The sequence below is a fragment of the Pseudomonas sp. 58(2021) genome (assembly GCF_017491585.1).
GTDB classification, from domain to species: Bacteria; Pseudomonadota; Gammaproteobacteria; order Pseudomonadales; family Pseudomonadaceae; genus Aquipseudomonas; species Aquipseudomonas fluorescens_BT.
Genome location: NZ_JAFGYZ010000010.1, coordinates 131,980 through 149,047, shown reverse-complemented (window position 1 = coordinate 149,047; position 17,068 = coordinate 131,980). Strand labels below are relative to the sequence as shown.

The 17,068-nt window shown below is 61.7% G+C and carries 11 protein-coding genes and 2 riboswitches; of the genes, 5 read left to right on the top strand and 6 right to left on the bottom strand.

The window, feature by feature from the left end:
* Positions 1 to 219 carry a DUF2970 domain-containing protein gene (locus J5M72_RS13920; RefSeq protein WP_065257810.1) on the bottom strand — a complete coding sequence of 73 codons (219 nt, stop codon included), beginning with the start codon at positions 217 to 219 and terminating at the stop codon, positions 1 to 3.
* Positions 220 to 319: 100 nt separating this feature from the next.
* Positions 320 to 4,030, bottom strand: coding sequence for a methionine synthase (gene metH, locus J5M72_RS13915; RefSeq protein WP_169430604.1), 3,711 nt, complete (start codon positions 4,028 to 4,030; stop codon positions 320 to 322).
* A 158-nt stretch (positions 4,031 to 4,188) separates the two neighbouring features.
* Between metH and J5M72_RS13910 the strand changes: the two genes are divergently transcribed.
* From J5M72_RS13910 to nfuA, 3 genes are all read left to right on the top strand, one after another.
* Entirely contained in the window at positions 4,189 to 6,483 is a 2,295-nt protein-coding gene (locus tag J5M72_RS13910; protein ID WP_207865848.1) for a fatty acid cis/trans isomerase, read from the top strand.
* Positions 6,484 to 6,542: 59 nt separating this feature from the next.
* Positions 6,543 to 7,544, top strand: a complete 1,002-nt coding sequence (locus J5M72_RS13905; RefSeq protein WP_207865847.1) for an acyltransferase — start codon at positions 6,543 to 6,545, stop codon at positions 7,542 to 7,544.
* Between the two features lie 90 nt (positions 7,545 to 7,634).
* Positions 7,635 to 8,219 (top strand): Fe-S biogenesis protein NfuA, encoded by a 585-nt coding sequence (nfuA, locus tag J5M72_RS13900; protein WP_007959519.1) that lies wholly within the window; start codon positions 7,635 to 7,637, stop codon positions 8,217 to 8,219.
* 144 nt (positions 8,220 to 8,363) lie between these two features.
* Here nfuA and cobM read toward each other — a convergent pair whose 3' ends face one another.
* The 4 genes from cobM to J5M72_RS13880 all read right to left on the bottom strand — a co-directional run bounded on the left by cobM (position 8,364) and on the right by J5M72_RS13880 (position 10,521).
* A complete protein-coding gene (cobM, locus tag J5M72_RS13895; RefSeq protein ID WP_207865846.1) occupies positions 8,364 to 9,110 on the bottom strand; it encodes a precorrin-4 C(11)-methyltransferase in 747 nt (248 codons plus the stop codon).
* Between the two features lie 90 nt (positions 9,111 to 9,200).
* A complete protein-coding gene (locus tag J5M72_RS13890; RefSeq protein WP_207865845.1) occupies positions 9,201 to 9,614 on the bottom strand; it encodes a cobalamin biosynthesis protein in 414 nt (137 codons plus the stop codon).
* A complete protein-coding gene (locus tag J5M72_RS13885; protein ID WP_207865844.1) occupies positions 9,611 to 10,312 on the bottom strand; it encodes a CbtA family protein in 702 nt (233 codons plus the stop codon). The genes J5M72_RS13890 and J5M72_RS13885 overlap by 4 nt, the downstream gene beginning before the upstream one ends.
* Positions 10,313 to 10,323: 11 nt before the next feature.
* A complete protein-coding gene (locus J5M72_RS13880) occupies positions 10,324 to 10,521 on the bottom strand; it encodes a CbtB domain-containing protein (protein WP_016983301.1) in 198 nt (65 codons plus the stop codon).
* Positions 10,522 to 10,642: 121 nt separating this feature from the next.
* A riboswitch (cobalamin riboswitch) is annotated at positions 10,643 to 10,865 on the bottom strand.
* A 934-nt stretch (positions 10,866 to 11,799) separates the two neighbouring features.
* Positions 11,800 to 12,010, top strand: a riboswitch (cobalamin riboswitch).
* Between the two features lie 98 nt (positions 12,011 to 12,108).
* Here J5M72_RS13880 and cobW point away from each other — a divergent pair.
* Positions 12,109 to 13,182: a cobalamin biosynthesis protein CobW gene (gene cobW, locus J5M72_RS13875; protein WP_064597024.1), complete on the top strand. Its 1,074-nt coding sequence runs from the start codon at positions 12,109 to 12,111 to the stop codon at positions 13,180 to 13,182.
* 3 nt (positions 13,183 to 13,185) lie between these two features.
* Positions 13,186 to 17,067, top strand: a complete 3,882-nt coding sequence (cobN, locus tag J5M72_RS13870; RefSeq protein WP_207865843.1) for a cobaltochelatase subunit CobN — start codon at positions 13,186 to 13,188, stop codon at positions 17,065 to 17,067.
* The last annotated feature ends 1 nt before the right edge of the window (position 17,068 follow it).

Below are 17,068 nucleotides of genomic sequence, written 5' to 3'. Positions count from 1 at the left end.
TCACGCGCCTGCCAGATGCACCACCAGTTGCACGATGCCAAACAGCGTCAGGGCGAACACTGCCGTGAACGCAATGCCCAGAAAGATGAAGTGGCTGGGCTTTCCATGGGTGAAGTCCCTTGCCCGGTTCTTGCCACTTTGCACCCCGAACGCCGCCGCCATGACGCTGTGCAGCATCTGCCAGAAGGTGGGTGGCTTGTTGTCGACTGGATCGTCCATAAATCCCTCGTCTGCCGTGTGTGTCAGACAAGCATAGTCAACCCATGAAAAAAGACCGCAGCCTGCGGGGCAGGCTGCGGTCTTTTGATCAGGCTTCTGCTTAGTTGTCGTAACCCAGGTTAGGCGCCAGCCAGCGCTCGGTCAGGCTCAGTTCCTGGCCTTTGCGCGAGGTGTAGCTCTGCACCTGATCCTTGTCGACCTTGCCCACGGCGAAGTATTGCGCCTGCGGATGGGCGAAGTACCAGCCGCTGACCGCTGCCGCCGGGAACATCGCGTAGTGCTCGGTCAGGAACACGCCGCTGCGGCCGGCGCGCATTTCCTGGGCCTCAGGGTCGAGCAGGGCGAACAGCGTGGCCTTCTCGGTGTGATCCGGACACGCCGGGTAGCCTGGGGCCGGGCGGATGCCGGAGTATTGCTCTTTGATCAGCGCCTCGTTGTCGAGGGCCTCATCCTTGGCGTAACCCCAGTGCTCTTTACGCACCTGCTGGTGCAGCCACTCGGCGCAGGCTTCGGCCAGACGGTCGGCCAGGGCTTTGACCATGATCGAGTTGTAGTCGTCGCCAGCGTCCTGATAGGCCTTGGCCACTTCTTCGGCGCCGATCCCGGCGGTGGTGATGAAACCACCGACGTAGTCGGTCACTTCGCTGTCCTTCGGCGCAACGAAGTCGGCCAGGGAGAAGTTCGGCTTGCCGTCGGTCTTGATGATCTGCTGGCGCAGGTGGTGCAGGCGGGCCAATGGCTTGCCGTCATCGCCGTACAGTTCGATATCGTCGTCGTGCACCTGATTGGCCGGCCAGAAGCCGAACACGGCACGGGCGCTGATCAGCTTCTCGTCGATCAGCTTGGTCAGCATCTCGCGGGCGTCCTTGTACAGCGAGGTAGCGGCTTCACCGACCACTTCGTCTTCGAGGATGCGCGGGAACTTGCCGGCCAGGTCCCAGGAGATGAAGAACGGCGTCCAGTCGATGTACTCGGCGAGAACGTTGAGGTCGATGTTGTCCAGCACACGGGTGCCGGTGAAGGTTGGTTTGACCGGCGTGTAAGAGGCCCAGTCGAACTGTGGTTTCTTGGCGATCGCGGCGGCATAGCTCAAGCGCTCGGTGCGGGCGCTGCGGTTGGCGGTGCGTTCGCGGACGTCGATGTACTCTTCGCGGGTCTTCTGAACGAAACCGGCTTTCAGTTCCTTGGACAGCAGCTGCGTCGCCACGCCCACGGCGCGGGAGGCGTCGGTGACATACACCACCGCGTCGTTGCTGTACTTGGGCTCGATCTTCACCGCCGTGTGCGCTTTGGAGGTGGTCGCGCCGCCGATCATCAGCGGCAGGTGGAAGTCCTGGCGCTGCATCTCGCGGGCCACGTGGACCATTTCATCCAGCGACGGAGTGATCAGGCCGGACAGGCCGATGATGTCGCACTTCTGCTCCTTGGCCACCTGCAGGATCTTCTCTGCCGGCACCATCACGCCAAGGTCGACGATGTCGTAGCCGTTGCAACCCAGCACCACACCGACGATGTTCTTGCCGATGTCGTGCACGTCACCTTTTACCGTGGCCATGAGGATCTTGCCCTTGGCTTCCGGCTTGTCGCCTTTTTCCAGTTCGATGAACGGGATCAGGTGGGCCACGGCCTGTTTCATCACGCGGGCGGATTTCACCACTTGCGGCAGGAACATTTTGCCGGCGCCGAACAGGTCGCCAACGATGTTCATGCCGGACATCAGCGGACCTTCGATCACTTCGATCGGGCGAGCGAACGACTGACGAGATTCTTCGGTGTCTTCGACGATGTGGGTGGTGATGCCCTTGACCAGCGCATGCTCCAGACGCTTGTTGACGTCCCAGCCGCGCCATTCTTCGGTCTCGGCTTCCTTGACGCTGCCGTCGCCCTTGTACTTGTCGGCGATGGCGAGGAGGGCGTCGGTGCCTTCCGGCGTCCGGTTGAGGATCACGTCTTCAACGGCGTCGCGCAGCTCTTGCGGGATCTGGTCGTAGATTTCCAGCTGACCGGCGTTGACGATGCCCATGGTCAGGCCGGCGCGGATCGCGTACAGCAGGAACACCGAGTGGATCGCCTCGCGCACCGGGTTGTTGCCGCGGAACGAGAACGACACGTTGGACACGCCGCCGGAACTCAGGGCATACGGCAGCTCGTCACGGATGTAGGCACAGGCGTTGATGAAGTCCACAGCGTAGTTGTTGTGTTCTTCGATGCCGGTGGCCACGGCGAAGATGTTCGGGTCGAAGATGATGTCTTCCGGCGGGAAGCCGACTTCGTTGACCAGAATGTCGTAGGAGCGTTTGCAGATCTCTTTCTTGCGCGCTTCGGTGTCGGCCTGGCCGGCTTCGTCGAACGCCATCACTACAACTGCCGCGCCGTAGCGCTTGCACAGTTTGGCGTGGTGGATGAACTGCTCGACGCCTTCTTTCATGCTGATCGAGTTGACGATGCCCTTGCCCTGAATGCACTTGAGGCCGGCTTCGATCACGTCCCATTTCGAGGAGTCGATCATGATCGGTACGCGGGAAATGTCCGGCTCGCCGGCAATCAGATTGAGGAAGGTCACCATGGCCTTCTTCGAATCGAGCATCCCTTCGTCCATGTTGATGTCGATCACCTGGGCACCGGCCTCGACCTGCTGCAGGGCGACTTCCAGGGCTTCGGTGTAGTTGTCTTCACGGATCAGACGGGCGAATTTCGCGGAGCCGGTGATGTTGGTCCGCTCGCCGACGTTGACGAACAGCGAGCTGCGGTCGATGGTGAACGGCTCCAGGCCCGACAGGCGGCAAGCCTTGGGAATGTCCGGAATCTGCCGTGGCGCGTAGCCGGCGACGGCTTTGGCGATGGCTTCGATGTGGCCCGGGGTGGTGCCGCAGCAACCGCCGACGATGTTGAGGAAACCGCTCTGGGCGAATTCTTCGATGACTTTGGCGGTGTCCACCGGCAGTTCGTCGTACTCGCCGAATTCGTTCGGCAGGCCGGCGTTCGGGTGGGCGGATACGTGGGTGCTGGCCTTGTCCGACAGCTCTTCCAGGTACGGACGCAGTTCGCGGGCGCCGAGGGCGCAGTTCAGACCGACCGAAATCGGCTTGGCGTGGGCCACGGAGTTCCAGAACGCTTCGGTGGTCTGGCCCGACAGGGTACGGCCGGAGGCGTCGGTGATGGTGCCGGAAATCATGATCGGCAATTCGAAGCCCAGTTCTTCGAACACGCCTTGCACGGCGAAAATCGCGGCTTTGGCGTTGAGGGTGTCGAAGATGGTTTCGATCAGGATCAGGTCGGCGCCACCCTCGATCAGGCCTTTGGTGGCCTCGGTGTAGTTTTCCACCAGCTCATCGAAGGTGACGTTGCGATAGCCCGGGTTGTTGACGTCTGGCGACAGCGAGCAGGTGCGGCTGGTCGGGCCGAGCACGCCGGCGACGAAACGCGGCTTGTCCGGGGTCTCGAGGGTTTTCGCGTCGGCGACCTTGCGCGCCAGACGGGCGCCCTCTACGTTGAGTTCGTAGACCAGTTCTTCCATGCCGTAGTCGGCCATGGAGATCTGGGTGGCGTTGAAGGTGTTGGTCTCGAGGATGTCGGCACCGGCATCCAGGTAGGCTTTCTCGATGCCGCCGATCACGTCGGGACGGGTAATGACCAGAAGGTCATTGTTGCCCTTGACGTCGCTCGGCCAGTCGGCGAAGCGTTTGCCGCGATAATCCTGCTCTTCGAGCTTGTAGCTCTGGATCATCGTGCCCATGCCGCCGTCGAGAATCAGGATGCGCTCTTTGAGAGCTTGCTTGAGAGCTTGAAGGCGGACGCTGCGATCGGACATTGGGGCTACTCGAAAAAGACCATGACTAAGGGGCCGGATCATAACAAACCTGCGCCGATTTAGAGCATGTGCGGCTTTTGCATGAATATCGCTCATGTTGGTACGGGCGTCATAACGGTAGAATCGCGGCGTTTTTATTCAGGATCAGGATCAGGGACATGTCGTACCGCGTCGTCAGCATTTTCTTGCTGTTCTTAAGCTGGGGCGCCGCTGCGCAGCAACCCTCGATTTCTCCCGCTATTTCTTACAGCCGCGACATTCAGCCGATCTTCACCGAGAAGTGTGTGGCCTGCCATGCGTGCTACGACTCCGCCTGTCAGCTGAACCTGGGCAGTGGCGAAGGCGCGGCCCGTGGCGCGAGCAAGATGCCGGTCTACGATGGCGAGCGCACCCAAGCTGCACCGACCACCCGGTTGTTCTATGACGCCTTCGGCAAACGCGCCTGGCAGCAAAAAGACTTTTATTCGGTGCTCGACGCCCAAGGCAGCCAGGCCGCTCTGATGGCACGCATGCTGGAGCTGGGACACAAAACGCCGCTGACACCCAACGCCAAACTGCCGGAAGAAATCGTGCTGGGCCTCAACCGCGAGAACCTTTGCGCGATGCCTGCCGAATTCGACGGCTATGCCGGCGCCCATCCGAAAGAAGGCATGCCGCTGGCGGTGACCGGCCTGACCGACCAGCAATACCAGACGCTGCAACGCTGGCTGGCGTCCGGCGCGCCGATCGATGAGCAAGGCCTGGCGCCTAGCGCTAAAGAGGCGCTGCAGATCGTCCAGTGGGAAAACCTGCTGAATCAGCCCGGCGCGCGTGAAAGTCTGGTCGGACGCTGGCTGTTCGAACACTGGTTCCTGGCGCACATCTACTTCAAGGACGGCGAGCCGGGGCATTTTTTCCAGTGGGTGCGTTCACGCACGCCGACCGGTCAGCCGATCGATCTGATTGCCACCCGTCGCCCGAACGACGATCCGGGCACCCAGGTGTATTACCGTCTGTGGCCGGTGCAGGGCGTGATCGTGCACAAGACCCACATCACCTATCCGCTGAGCGCGGCGAAGATGGCGCGGGTCAAGAGCCTGTTCTACAACGGTAACTGGCAGGTGCATGCGCTGCCGGGCTACGGACCGCAGAGCCGGGCCAATCCGTTCGCCACCTTCGAGGCGATTCCGGCGCAGGCGCGTTATCAGTTCATGCTCGATAACGCCGAATATTTCGTGCGCACGTTCATTCGCGGCCCGGTGTGCCGTGGGCAGATCGCAACCGACGTGATCCGCGACAACTTCTGGGCGCTGTTCCAGGCGCCGGAACATGACCTGTACATCACCGACCCGAACTATCGCGGCCAGGCCACGCCATTGCTGGCCATGCCGGGGCAGAACGACGATGTCGGCAGCGTCCTGAGTCTGTGGCACGACTACCGCAACAAACGCAACAAGTACGAAGCCTTGCGCCGTGACAGCTACGCCGAACTGCCGGCGCCGAGCTGGTCGACCCTGTGGGCGGGCAACGACAACGCACTCTTGAGTATCTTCCGCCACTTCGACAGCGCTTCGGTGACCAAGGGCCTGATTGGCGAGGTGCCACAGACGATGTGGCTGTTCGACTATCCGTTGCTCGAACGCACCTATTACCAGTTGGCGGTGAATTTCGACGTGTTCGGCAACGTCTCTCATCAGGCGCAGACCCGCTTGTATTTCGACCTGATCCGCAACGGCGCCGAGCAGAACTTCCTGCGCCTGATGCCGGCCGATTCCCGCGAGGATTACCTCGACGATTGGTACCAGAGCAGCGGCCAGTTCAAGATGTGGCTGGATTACGAGTCTATCGACGACGACAAGCCGACTGCGCTGAAACTCGACGAGAAAGACCCGAAACACGATTTCGCCATGCAGCTGCTTGCCCGTTACGGTGACCTCAACGCACGGCCCGATCCGATCAACCGCTGCGTGGATGCCTACTGTTCGCGGCCGAACATCGACCCGGCGCTGCAAAACGCCGAGCAGGCGCTGAGCCGCCTGACGGCGCGTCCGGCGGCGGGGCTGAAGGTGATCGATCAATTGCCGGAAGCGACGATGCTGCGCATCGAAACCCGCAGCGGCCAGCGTGAGGTCTACAGCCTGCTGCGTAACCGGGCCCACAGCAACGTGGCGTTCCTGCTGGGCGAGTCGCTGCGCTATCAGCCGGGGCTCGACACCCTGACCATTTATCCGGGCGTGCTCAGCAGTTATCCGAATTTCATGTTCAACATCCCGGCAGATCAAGTGCCGGCGTTTGTCGATGCCATGGAAAGCGCCAAGGATGCGCCGCAGTTCGAGAAAATCGTCGAGCGCTGGGGTATCCGCCGTAGCCATCCGCAGTTTTGGTTCTATTTCCACGATCTTAGCCAGTACATCCATGAAACCGACCCGGTGGAAGAGGGCGTGCTGGACATGAACCGGTACGAGAATCTTTGATCGTTTGAGCGATGGCGATTGTCCCAATCCTGTGAAGTAAGGGATCGGGAGCGCCATCGATGTTGATTTCAGTGCAGGCCCTGCGAGCGCTCGCCGCGTGGGCGGTGGTCTGCCATCACTTCATGCAGATTTTCTTCGACTTCGAGGCGCGCGGGCCGATAGGGCAGTTGTTCATCGACAAGGGGGCCGTGGGTGTCGATATCTTTTTCGTGATCAGCGGGCTGGTGATCTTCCTGTCCACTGAGGGCAGGTCGCTGCCGCCTGCGCGGTTTCTGCTGTATCGACTGTTCCGTATTGTCCCGGCGTATTGGCTCTACACCGTGCTGATGGCGCTGCTGGTGGTGTTTGCCCGGCCGCTGCTGCCGGATCAGACGGTGGAATGGAGTCATTTGCTGCTGTCGTTGCTGTTCATCCCGACCGAAAACCCCGGCGGCTACGGGATCTACCCAACCCTGAATGTCGGCTGGACGCTGAATTACGAAATGCTGTTCTACGTGTTGTTCGCCTGGGCACTGTTGTTTCGACTGCAAGTCCGTTTGCTGGTGGTCGCGGCGCTGTTGTTTGCGGTGTGCCAGACCTGGACCGGGTTTGGCTGGGTCAGCGAGTTTTATCGCTCGGATATCGTCTATGAATTTCTGCTCGGGATCGGTATCGGCATGCTGTATCGCAAGGGCTGGATCGGACAGGGTTTGTGGATGCCGCTGGCGGGGATCGGCGCGGCGTTACTGGCGATCTATTATCTGCCGCCATCGCCCCGGCTGCTGAACTGGGGGATGCCGAGCGCGGTGCTGGTCATGGCGTGTATGGCGCTGGAGCGGCGTGTTGAACGCAACCGAGTGCTCAAGCTGCTGGGCGACTGTTCCTACTCGGTTTATCTGATGCATGTTCTGGTGCTGTCTGCTGGCGGATTTGTGGCCCATCGCTTCGGGATCAACCCCTATTTGATGTTCATCCTGTGTGCCGTGGCGATTGGCGTGGGTTCCTGGCTGAGTTATCACTGGGTGGAAAAGCGCAGTTATCAATGGCTTAGAGCGCGTATCGACGGCAAACCTGCGGATTAGGCGATTGTGAACTATTCCTACGAAAATACTGGGACTTTGTGCCGCGCGCCGATTGGCGTAAACTCCGCCTCAAGCCTGCGAGGAGTTTCCATGACCGCTATTACCATTACCGACGCCGCCCACGATTACCTGGCCGATCTGCTGTCCAAGCAGAATACCCCGGGCATCGGCATCCGCGTCTTCATCACCCAGCCTGGCACCCAGTACGCCGAAACCTGCATTGCCTATTGCAAGCCGGGCGAAGAGAAACCTGAGGACACCGCGCTGGGGCTGAAAAGCTTCACTGCCTACATCGACTCGTTCAGCGAAGCGTTCCTCGATGATGCTGTCGTCGACTACGCCACCGACCGCATGGGCGGCCAGCTGACCATCAAGGCGCCGAACGCCAAAGTCCCGATGGTCAACGCCGACAGCCCGATCAACGAGCGCATCAACTACTATCTGCAAACCGAAATCAACCCGGGGCTGGCCAGCCACGGCGGTCAGGTCAGCCTGATTGATGTGGTTGAAGACGGCATTGCCGTGCTGCAGTTCGGCGGCGGTTGCCAGGGCTGCGGCCAGGCGGACGTGACCCTGAAGGAAGGCATCGAGCGCACCTTGCTCGAGCGCATTCCGGAGCTCAAGGGCGTTCGCGACGTGACCGACCACACGCAGAAAGAAAACGCCTACTACTAAGGTGTTCGCTGCGAGACAAAAAAAACGGCGCCCCGTGAGCGCCGTTTTTTTATGTCAGAAATTCAGCGCCCATATCGCGAGCAGGCTCGCTCCCACTGGGAAGTGCGGTCTACTGTGGGAGCGAGCCTGCTCGCGATGGGGTCGTCATGGGCGGTAAAGATGCGCATGCCCCGCGCGATACAGTGAAGATTCACTGAAATGATCGCTGCCCAGCACCCGACCCACCAGAATCAATGCCGTACGCCGAAACTCTTTGGCCGCCACCTTCTCGGCAATGTCCTCCAGCGTCCCGACCACCCAGTCCTGATCCGGCCACGTCGCCCGGTGAATCACCGCGATCGGGCAATCCGCGCCGTAATGCGGCAGCAGCTCGGCGAGGATCTTCTCCAGATGATTGACCCCCAGATGAATCGCCATGGTCGCCCCGTGCTGCGCCAGATTGCCGAGTTCCTCGCCGACAGGCATCGTGGTCTTGTCCGCGTAGCGGGTCAGGATCACGCTTTGCGAGATGTCCGGCAGGGTCAGTTCGGCGCCCAACAGTGCGGCGCACGCGGCGGTGGCGGTTACGCCGGGGATGATCTCGAACGGAATATCCAGCTCGCGCAGATAACGAATCTGCTCGCCAATGGCGCCATACAGGCTCGGATCACCTGAATGCACCCGCGCCACATCCTGACCCATGGCGTGTGCGGTCTTGATCAGCTCGATGATCTGTTCCAGGTGCAGTTCGGCGCTGTTGACCACGGTTTCAGCACAATGACCTTCCAGCACCGCCGTCGGCACGAGCGAACCTGCGTAGATGATCACCGGGCAACTGCGGATCAGCCGCTGGCCTTTGACAGTGATCAATTCCGGGTCGCCGGGGCCGGCGCCGATGAAGTAGACGGTCATCGATGGATCCTGTGAAAGTAGGGCAGGTAGGGCTTCAGAAGCACTTCAGATGAAGAATGCTCATGATCGAAAGCGAGGATTATCGGGAATTTACGCCGCGCCGGCCAATGCGAGAGTTGCCTGAGCGTACTTTTGCCGGGGAATCAGCAGTTTCGCCGGTGCTTGAATCAGTTGTTCGGCGAGCGCCAGTGCAGCGCTTTCCGCCACGCCGTAGCAACCGGTGCGTTCGAAGGCGATCTGTGAATGGTGGCTCAAGCGTTGCTGATAACTGGCCAGTTCCTCGCTGCTGAAATACAGCAACGGCAGCGCCAGTTGGGCGGCGAGTTCTTGCAGGCCGGGTTCATCGCGCTTGAGGTCGATGCTGGCCAGCGCCTTGACCTTCTCAAGGTCAATCCGATGCGCCTGCAAGGCCTGGTCAAGCAAGGCGCGCAGCGTGCTGGCCGGGCAGCCGCGCTGGCAGCCCAGGCCGACCACGAAGGTCGGCGCTGCGCTGTCATCGGTCATGCGTGGTACTGACCTTCGCTTTTACGGCGGAACAACCAGGCGCTGATCAGGCCCAGAGCCAGCCAGAACGCGACGTTGGTCAGCTGCGAAGCGATTTTGAACTGGGCTTCCAGTGCTTCCGGGGCGAGCATCGAGTGCACGTCCGGTTGCGGTGCGCCGATCACATGCGGGACGGCAAGGATCGCCACACCGAGGATCTTCAGCAGCCAGTTGCCGCCAAACGCGATCAACGCCAGGCCGACAGCGGTCGATGCGGCGGTGCCGATCCACCACATTTGGCGCGACGCCAGATCAGCTGCAGCAGTGCCCGGCAGTTCAGGCGGCAGGCCCATGGTCGGTGCAAGCACGAAAGTTGCGTAACCGGCCAGACCCCAGAGCAGACCTTGTGAGGTCTTGGTCGGCGCACGCAGGGTGTACAGGCCGGCCAGCATCAGAGCGAAACCCACGGCTACGACCAGATTGCCACCGGTGGTGGACATCACACGCTGCCAGCCGTCTTCCGGTTCCCAGGCTTCGGCATCGTGGGTGTGAGCGGCGGTGCCGGCGGCGTGTTCGTGGACTTCGGCCACCGGTTCGGATTTCTCGTAGGTTTCGGCTTGAAGAATCAGTGGCGAAACCCAGAAGCTTTGCAGCAAGGTCAACAGCAGGGCAGCCAGAAGTCCGGTGAAACCTGCGGTCTGCGCAATACGCTTGATCATGTCGTCAGGTCTCAGTGGCACGGGAACGCAGCGCTGTGGCGGGTATCGTGCGCGGCGTTGTGCACCGCTTCAATGTGCGAGAAACCGGCGAAGTAGACCAGGCTTGCGCCCAGGATCGACGCGAAGATCGCAGCGGTCAGGCGTTGGCTCAGGGTGGTGGTGCTGGAGATTTTGTCCGTATTGCTGCCGGTGCTGCTGATGATCGACATGGCGCTTCCCTCTGGAGTGTCAGCGGGTGAATGGAGCGCATGAAAACCCCTGCGAGTCGGGCACGCAGAGGTTCGAACAGCGCCCGCCCACCGCGGGTTTGTTATGTTCAGTGACGCAAGATGCGTACTGTGTGTTGCGGGCCGGTCTCCGGGCTCACGAGGGGTTGGCGTCTGGCCGACCTGCAAGCGTCACCTTCCCATGCCCTTGGGCACAGTGGATCTGACGCTTCGCTCGCTTACCGTTGCGGGGGCAGCACCGGACTGACATGGCTTTAGAGTAAAGCACATGATTCACCGGTTTCCCGTTTCACCCTGTGAAGGGCACCCGTAACAAGTTGTGTAGGAGACCATGGGTTGGGGAATATAGTCAATTTTTGGGCAGATCCGTTGCTGCGGTAACGGCCACTTAGGGTTCCGCCCTTACGGCGGGTCACTTTTTCCAAACGCCCGGAATGCCGGCCCAGAAAAAAGTAACCAAAAAGGCTTTACCCTGACGTACGGCCCTCGCTGTGGCTTGGGTTCCTTCGCTCCGGGATTGATCCGGGGGCATCGCCTACGGTTTGCTTCGCTGCACCTCCTCTCGATGTGTTTGGCTTCGCCAAACGGTCGCTGCGCTCCCACCCCCGGATCAATCCCTCCACTCAGCCTGCCGACGGGCCCTGCGATCAAAAGCTTTACTCGAGCTAACGCTCATCGTTTGAGTGGGGGGAGCAGGGCGTGTTCGGCTTTGGTTTTGTTGTGGGTTTACCCCTCACCCCAGCCCTCTCCCAGTGGGAGAGGGGGCCGATTGGTGTGCTTTTCAAAGCCTGAGTTCGACTCGGTATTGCAAGTCGGCACAACTCTCCCAATCAACTCGGTCGGTTCCCTCTCCCTACGGGCGGTCCGACGTTTCGGGAGGGCTAGGGTGAGGGGCTCTTGATCTGGCCTTTGCTCTTGATCTGGCTCTTGATCTGGCTCTTGATCTTTAGCCCCTTCGGCAGGCCGAGCGGAGGTGTCCATCAGGGGGTAGGCGCGCAGCGCCGTGCGGCGAAGCCGCATACATCGAGAGGAGGTGCAGCGAAGCAAACCGTAGGCGATGCCCCCTGATGGACACCGTAGCGAGGGAACACTGAGCCTAGGCGAAGTGCCGTACGCCGGGGCAAAAGCCTTTTGCTTACTTTTCGGCGTTTGGAAAAGTGAGTCGCTGTAAGAGCGAAACCATAAGAAGCCGTTACCGCAGCAACGGATATGCCCACAAAACCAAAAAGCACCAACCATTGACCCATCACGAACCCATGCGTAGCCTTGCGCTTTCGAGGTTCTTCGGCCCACGCCGAAGCTAAGAAGGGAACGCGGTCCAAGCCGCGGCTGCCCCCGCAACTGTGAACGGTGCTGTTCGCTGCCACGCCACTGCCAACTCAATCCAGAGCCAGCGGGAAGGCGCAGCGAACCCCGGGCCAAGGCCCGAACACCGTCAGCCAGGAGACCTGCCTCGTCACAGATTCTCACTTTCAACCGGGCGGGGTGATCCGGTGGCGAACTCTCCAGGCACGCACCCGCGTTGCCGGTCTCGTCCCGTATGCCCGCCACCTTGCCAAAGGGCATCCGATGAAAACACTGGCCAAACTCCCCGTCACCATCGTCACCGGCTTCCTTGGCTCGGGCAAAACCACCTTGCTGCGGCACATGCTCGACAATGCTCAGGGCCGCCGCATCGCAGTGATCGTCAACGAGTTTGGCGAGCTGGGCATCGACGGTGAAATCCTCAAGCAATGCACCATCGGCTGCACCGAAGAAGAAGCCACCGGCCGCGTCTACGAACTGGCCAACGGCTGCCTGTGCTGCACGGTTCAGGAAGAGTTCTTCCCGGTGATGCGTGAACTGGTGGCCCGTCGCGGCGACCTTGACCACATCCTCATCGAAACCTCGGGCCTGGCCCTGCCAAAACCGCTGGTGCAAGCCTTCCAGTGGCCGGAAATCCGCAGCGCCTGCACCGTTGACGCGGTGATCACCGTGGTCGACAGCCCGGCCGTGGCCGCCGGCACCTTCGCCGCGTTCCCGGATCAGGTCGACGCCCAGCGCAAACTCGATCCGAACCTGGACCACGAATCGCCACTGCACGAACTGTTCGCCGACCAACTGGCCAGCGCCGACCTGGTGATCCTCAACAAGGCCGATCAGACCAGTCCTGAAGACCTCGCTCGTGTGCGTCTGGAAGTCGCCGAAGAACTGCCGCCAGCGGTGAAAATAATCGAAGCCAGCAACGGTCGCCTGCCGCTGGACGTGCTGATCGGCCTCGGTGCCGGTTCCGAAGAACACATCGACAGCCGCCACAGCCATCACGATCACCACCACGGTGAAGGCGATGACGATCACGATGACCACGATCACGACGCCTTCGACTCGATCTCCATCGAACTGCCGCAAGCCGACGAAAGCCTGCTGCTCGATGCGCTGACGCAACTGGTGGTCCAGCACGGCATCCTGCGGGTCAAAGGCTTCGCGGCGATTCCGAACAAGCCGATGCGTCTGCTGATCCAAGGCGTGGGCACGCGTTTCGACAAGCACTTCGACCGTCAGTGGGGCGCCGATGAGGCGCGCGTGACGCGTCTGGTGTTGATCGGTCAGGAATTGGATGCCGCTCAACTCGAAGCGCAACTGCGCGCCGCGCTCAGCGTTTAAGCCATGCACCTGCTCAGGACCCAGCCCGGCGGTTTCGTGTCGGATGACAACATTGCCGACCTGGGACAAACCCCCGCCGAGTTGGTGATCCTGTGCAGCGGCGATTCCAGCCTGGCGCTGCTCGCCGAAGCGGCGCAGCAACTGCCCGAGGATTACCCGAGCGTGCGCCTGGCCAACCCGATGCAGGTGCAGAACCATGCGTCGGTCGACCTCTATGTCGATGAAGTGCTGCGCCACGCCAAGGTCATTCTGATCTCGCTGCATGGCGGCATTGCTTATTGGCGCTATGGCGTCGAGCGACTGGTCGAGTTGTCCGAGCGTGGCGTGCAGGTGATTCTGGTGCCGGGCGATGACCGTCCCGACCCGGAGCTCAGTGACTTGAGCACCGTAGGCGCCGAGGATCGTGACCGGCTCTGGCAGTTCCTGCGTCAGGGCGGCATGGGCAATGCGCTGGATTTCTTTCGCTGTCTGGCCAATCGCTGGCTGGCGCGGGATTACGTGTGGGGCGAGCCGCAAACGCTGCCGCGCACGGCGATTTATCACCCGAACAAAAACACCGCCGCACTGAGTGACTGGCAAGCCGATTGGCGGCCTGGTCAACCGGTGGCGGCGGTGTTGTTTTATCGCTCGCATTTGCAAGCGGCGAACACGGCGTTTATCGACGTGTTCTGCCAACGGCTTCAGGCGGCCGGTCTCAATCCGCTGCCGATCGCCGTGGCCAGTTTGAAAGAGCCCGGCTGCCTGTCGGTGGTCGAGGACTGGCTGGATGAGGTCGAAGCCTCGGTGATTTTGAATACCACCGGTTTCGCCCAGTCCAGCCCGGAAGCGCCGCATCTGCGCCCGTTCCGTCGCAACATACCGGTGATTCAGGCGATCTGCGCCCAGGACAACGAGCCCGGCTGGCGCGACAGCGAGCAGGGCCTCGGTCCGCGGGATCTGGCGATGCACATCGCGTTGCCTGAGCTCGACGGTCGGATCATCAGCCGGCCGATCAGCTTCAAGGATCTGGCCTGGCGCAGCGAGCGCAGTCAGTCCGACGTGGTGTGTTATCGGGCCCAGCCCGAGCGCATGGATTTCGTGGCTGAACTGGCGCGGCGCTGGGTCGATCTGGCGCGGGTGTCGAACGCTGAAAAGCGCATCGCCCTGATCCTCGCCAACTACCCGACCCGGGACGGACGCATCGGCAATGGCGTCGGCCTCGACACGCCAGCCGCCGCGCTGAATATCCTGCGGGCGTTGCAGGCCGAAGGTTATCCGCTGCCGGCCGACCTGCCGGACAGCGGTACTGAACTGATCCGGCAACTGCTCGGCGGCGTCAGCAACGACCTCGATACCCTCGATCAGCGCCCGTGCCAGCAAAGCCTGGCGATGAATGATTACCTGGCGATGTTCAACGCACTGCCCGAAGTCAATCGAACAGCGGTGCTGGAGCGTTGGGGCTCGCCGCAACACGATCCGATGTGCCGTGACGGGCGGATGATGATTGCCGGTCTGCGTTTTGGCCTGACTTTCGTCGGCATTCAACCGGCGCGGGGTTATCAGGTCGACCCGAGCGCGGTGTATCACGACCCGGATCTGGTGCCGCCGCACGCGTACCTCGCGTTCTATTTCTGGCTGCGCCAGACCTACGGCGCCCACGGCGTGATCCACGTCGGCAAGCACGGCAACCTCGAATGGCTGCCGGGCAAGGGCGTGGGTCTGTCGGAGAATTGCTGGCCGGACGCGCTGCTCGGGCCGCTGCCGAATATCTATCCGTTCATCGTCAACGACCCGGGCGAGGGCGCCCAGGCCAAGCGTCGCACTCAGGCGGTGATCATCGATCACCTGATGCCGCCGCTGACCCGTGCCGAAACCTACGGCCCGTTGCGCAATCTGGAACTGTTGGCGGACGAGTATTACGAAGCGCAGTTGCTCGATCCGCGCCGCGCCCGGGAATTGCAGCGCGACATTCTGCAACTGGTGCGTGACACGCAGATCGATCGCGAACTGCAACTGGATGCCGCCCTCGACAGCGATGCCGACGCGGCGATCTGGCTGCCGCGTCTGGATACCTATCTGTGTGACTTGAAGGAGTCGCAGATCCGCGATGGTCTGCATATTTTCGGTGAGTCGCCGACCGGGCGTTTACGTATTGATACCTTGCTCGCGTTGCTGCGCATCCCGCGTGGCGATGGCAAAGGGGCGCAGTCGAGTCTGTTGCGGGCGTTGGCCAAAGCGTTTCAACTGGGGTTTGATCCGCTGGATTGTGCGCTTGCTGATCCCTGGGCCGGCCCGCGTCCCATGGAACTGCAAGCGCTGAGCGATGAAGTCTGGCGCACGGCGGGGGATACCCGCGAGCGTCTGGAGCTGTTCGCGGCGCAATTGATTGAGCAGACACTCAACCAAAGTCAAGCCTTGCACAATACCTGTGGGAGCGGGCTTGCCCGCGAAGGCGTCGTGTCAGTCAATATCCCTTTCACTGACATACCGCTTTCGTCGGATCGCCGCCCGGGGACAAGCCCGCTCCCACAGGAGCCGCGCTGGGTTGAAGTCGGTGCAATCCTCGACAACCTGCGCGAAGTGATTGCCCCACGCCTCGATGCCTGCGGCCCGGCCGAAATGCACGGCTTGCTCGACGCGTTGAGCGGCCGATTCGTCCCGGCCGGCCCGAGCGGCGCGCCGAGTCGCGGTCGCCTCGACGTGTTGCCGACCGGGCGCAATTTCTACTCGGTGGACGTGCGCAATCTGCCGACCACCACGGCCTGGCGAATCGGTTTCCAGTCGGCCACGCTGATTCTGGAGCGACACCTGCAGGATCACGGCGACCACCTGCGTCAGCTCGGTTTGTCGGTCTGGGGCACCGCGACCATGCGCACCGGCGGTGACGACATCGCACAGGCCATGGCGCTGATGGGCGTGCGCCCGGTGTGGGCCACGGGCAGTCAGCGGGTCGATGATTTCGAGATTCTGCCGCTGAGCCTGCTCGACCGGCCTCGGGTTGATGTCACGTTACGGGTCTCCGGATTTTTCCGCGATGCGTTCGCCAACCTGATTCGTTTGTTCGACGCTGCCGTACAAGCCGTGGCGGAACTGGACGAGCCGGACGACCTTAATCCGCTGGCCGCCAAAGTCCGCGCCGAACGTGAGGCGCTGCGTCAGTCGGGGCTGGATGAAGACTCCGCCCGGCGCCAGGCCGGCTGGCGGATCTTCGGTGCCAAACCCGGCGCTTATGGCGCAGGTGTGCAGGGCGCTATCGATGGTCGCCTCTGGCAAACTCGCGAGGATCTGGCCGAGGTCTACCTGAACTGGGGCGCCTACGCTTACGGCGGTTCCGATGAAGGCACCGCCGCCCGCGAGCAATTTGTCCAGCGCCTGAGCCAGGTGCAGGCTGTGCTGCAGAACCAGGACAACCGCGAGCATGACCTGCTCGACTCCAACGACTATTACCAGTTCCAGGGCGGCATGCTCGCTGCCGTGGAAAGTCTGCGCGGCGAAGCGGCGGCCAGTTATCACGGCGACCACAGTCAGCCGGATCTGCCGAAGATCCGTACGCTGAAAGAAGAACTGAACCGTGTGATTCGCTCCCGAGCGGCGAATCCGAAATGGATCGACGGGGTCAAGCGTCACGGCTATAAAGGCGCGTTCGAATTGGCGGCGACGGTCGACAACCTGTTTGCCTTCGACGCCACCACGCAATTGATCGACGATCACCAGTACGCGTTGCTGGCCGATGCCTATCTGCTGGACCCGGCGACCCGCGAGTTCGTGCGCGAGCATAATCCCCACGCGCTGCGCGACATGACCGAGCGCATGCTCGAAGCGCAGCAGCGCGGGATGTGGCAGGAACCCGGTGCTTACAAGGAAGCGCTGGAAAATCTGCTGCTGGATATAGAAGAAGAGAGCTGAG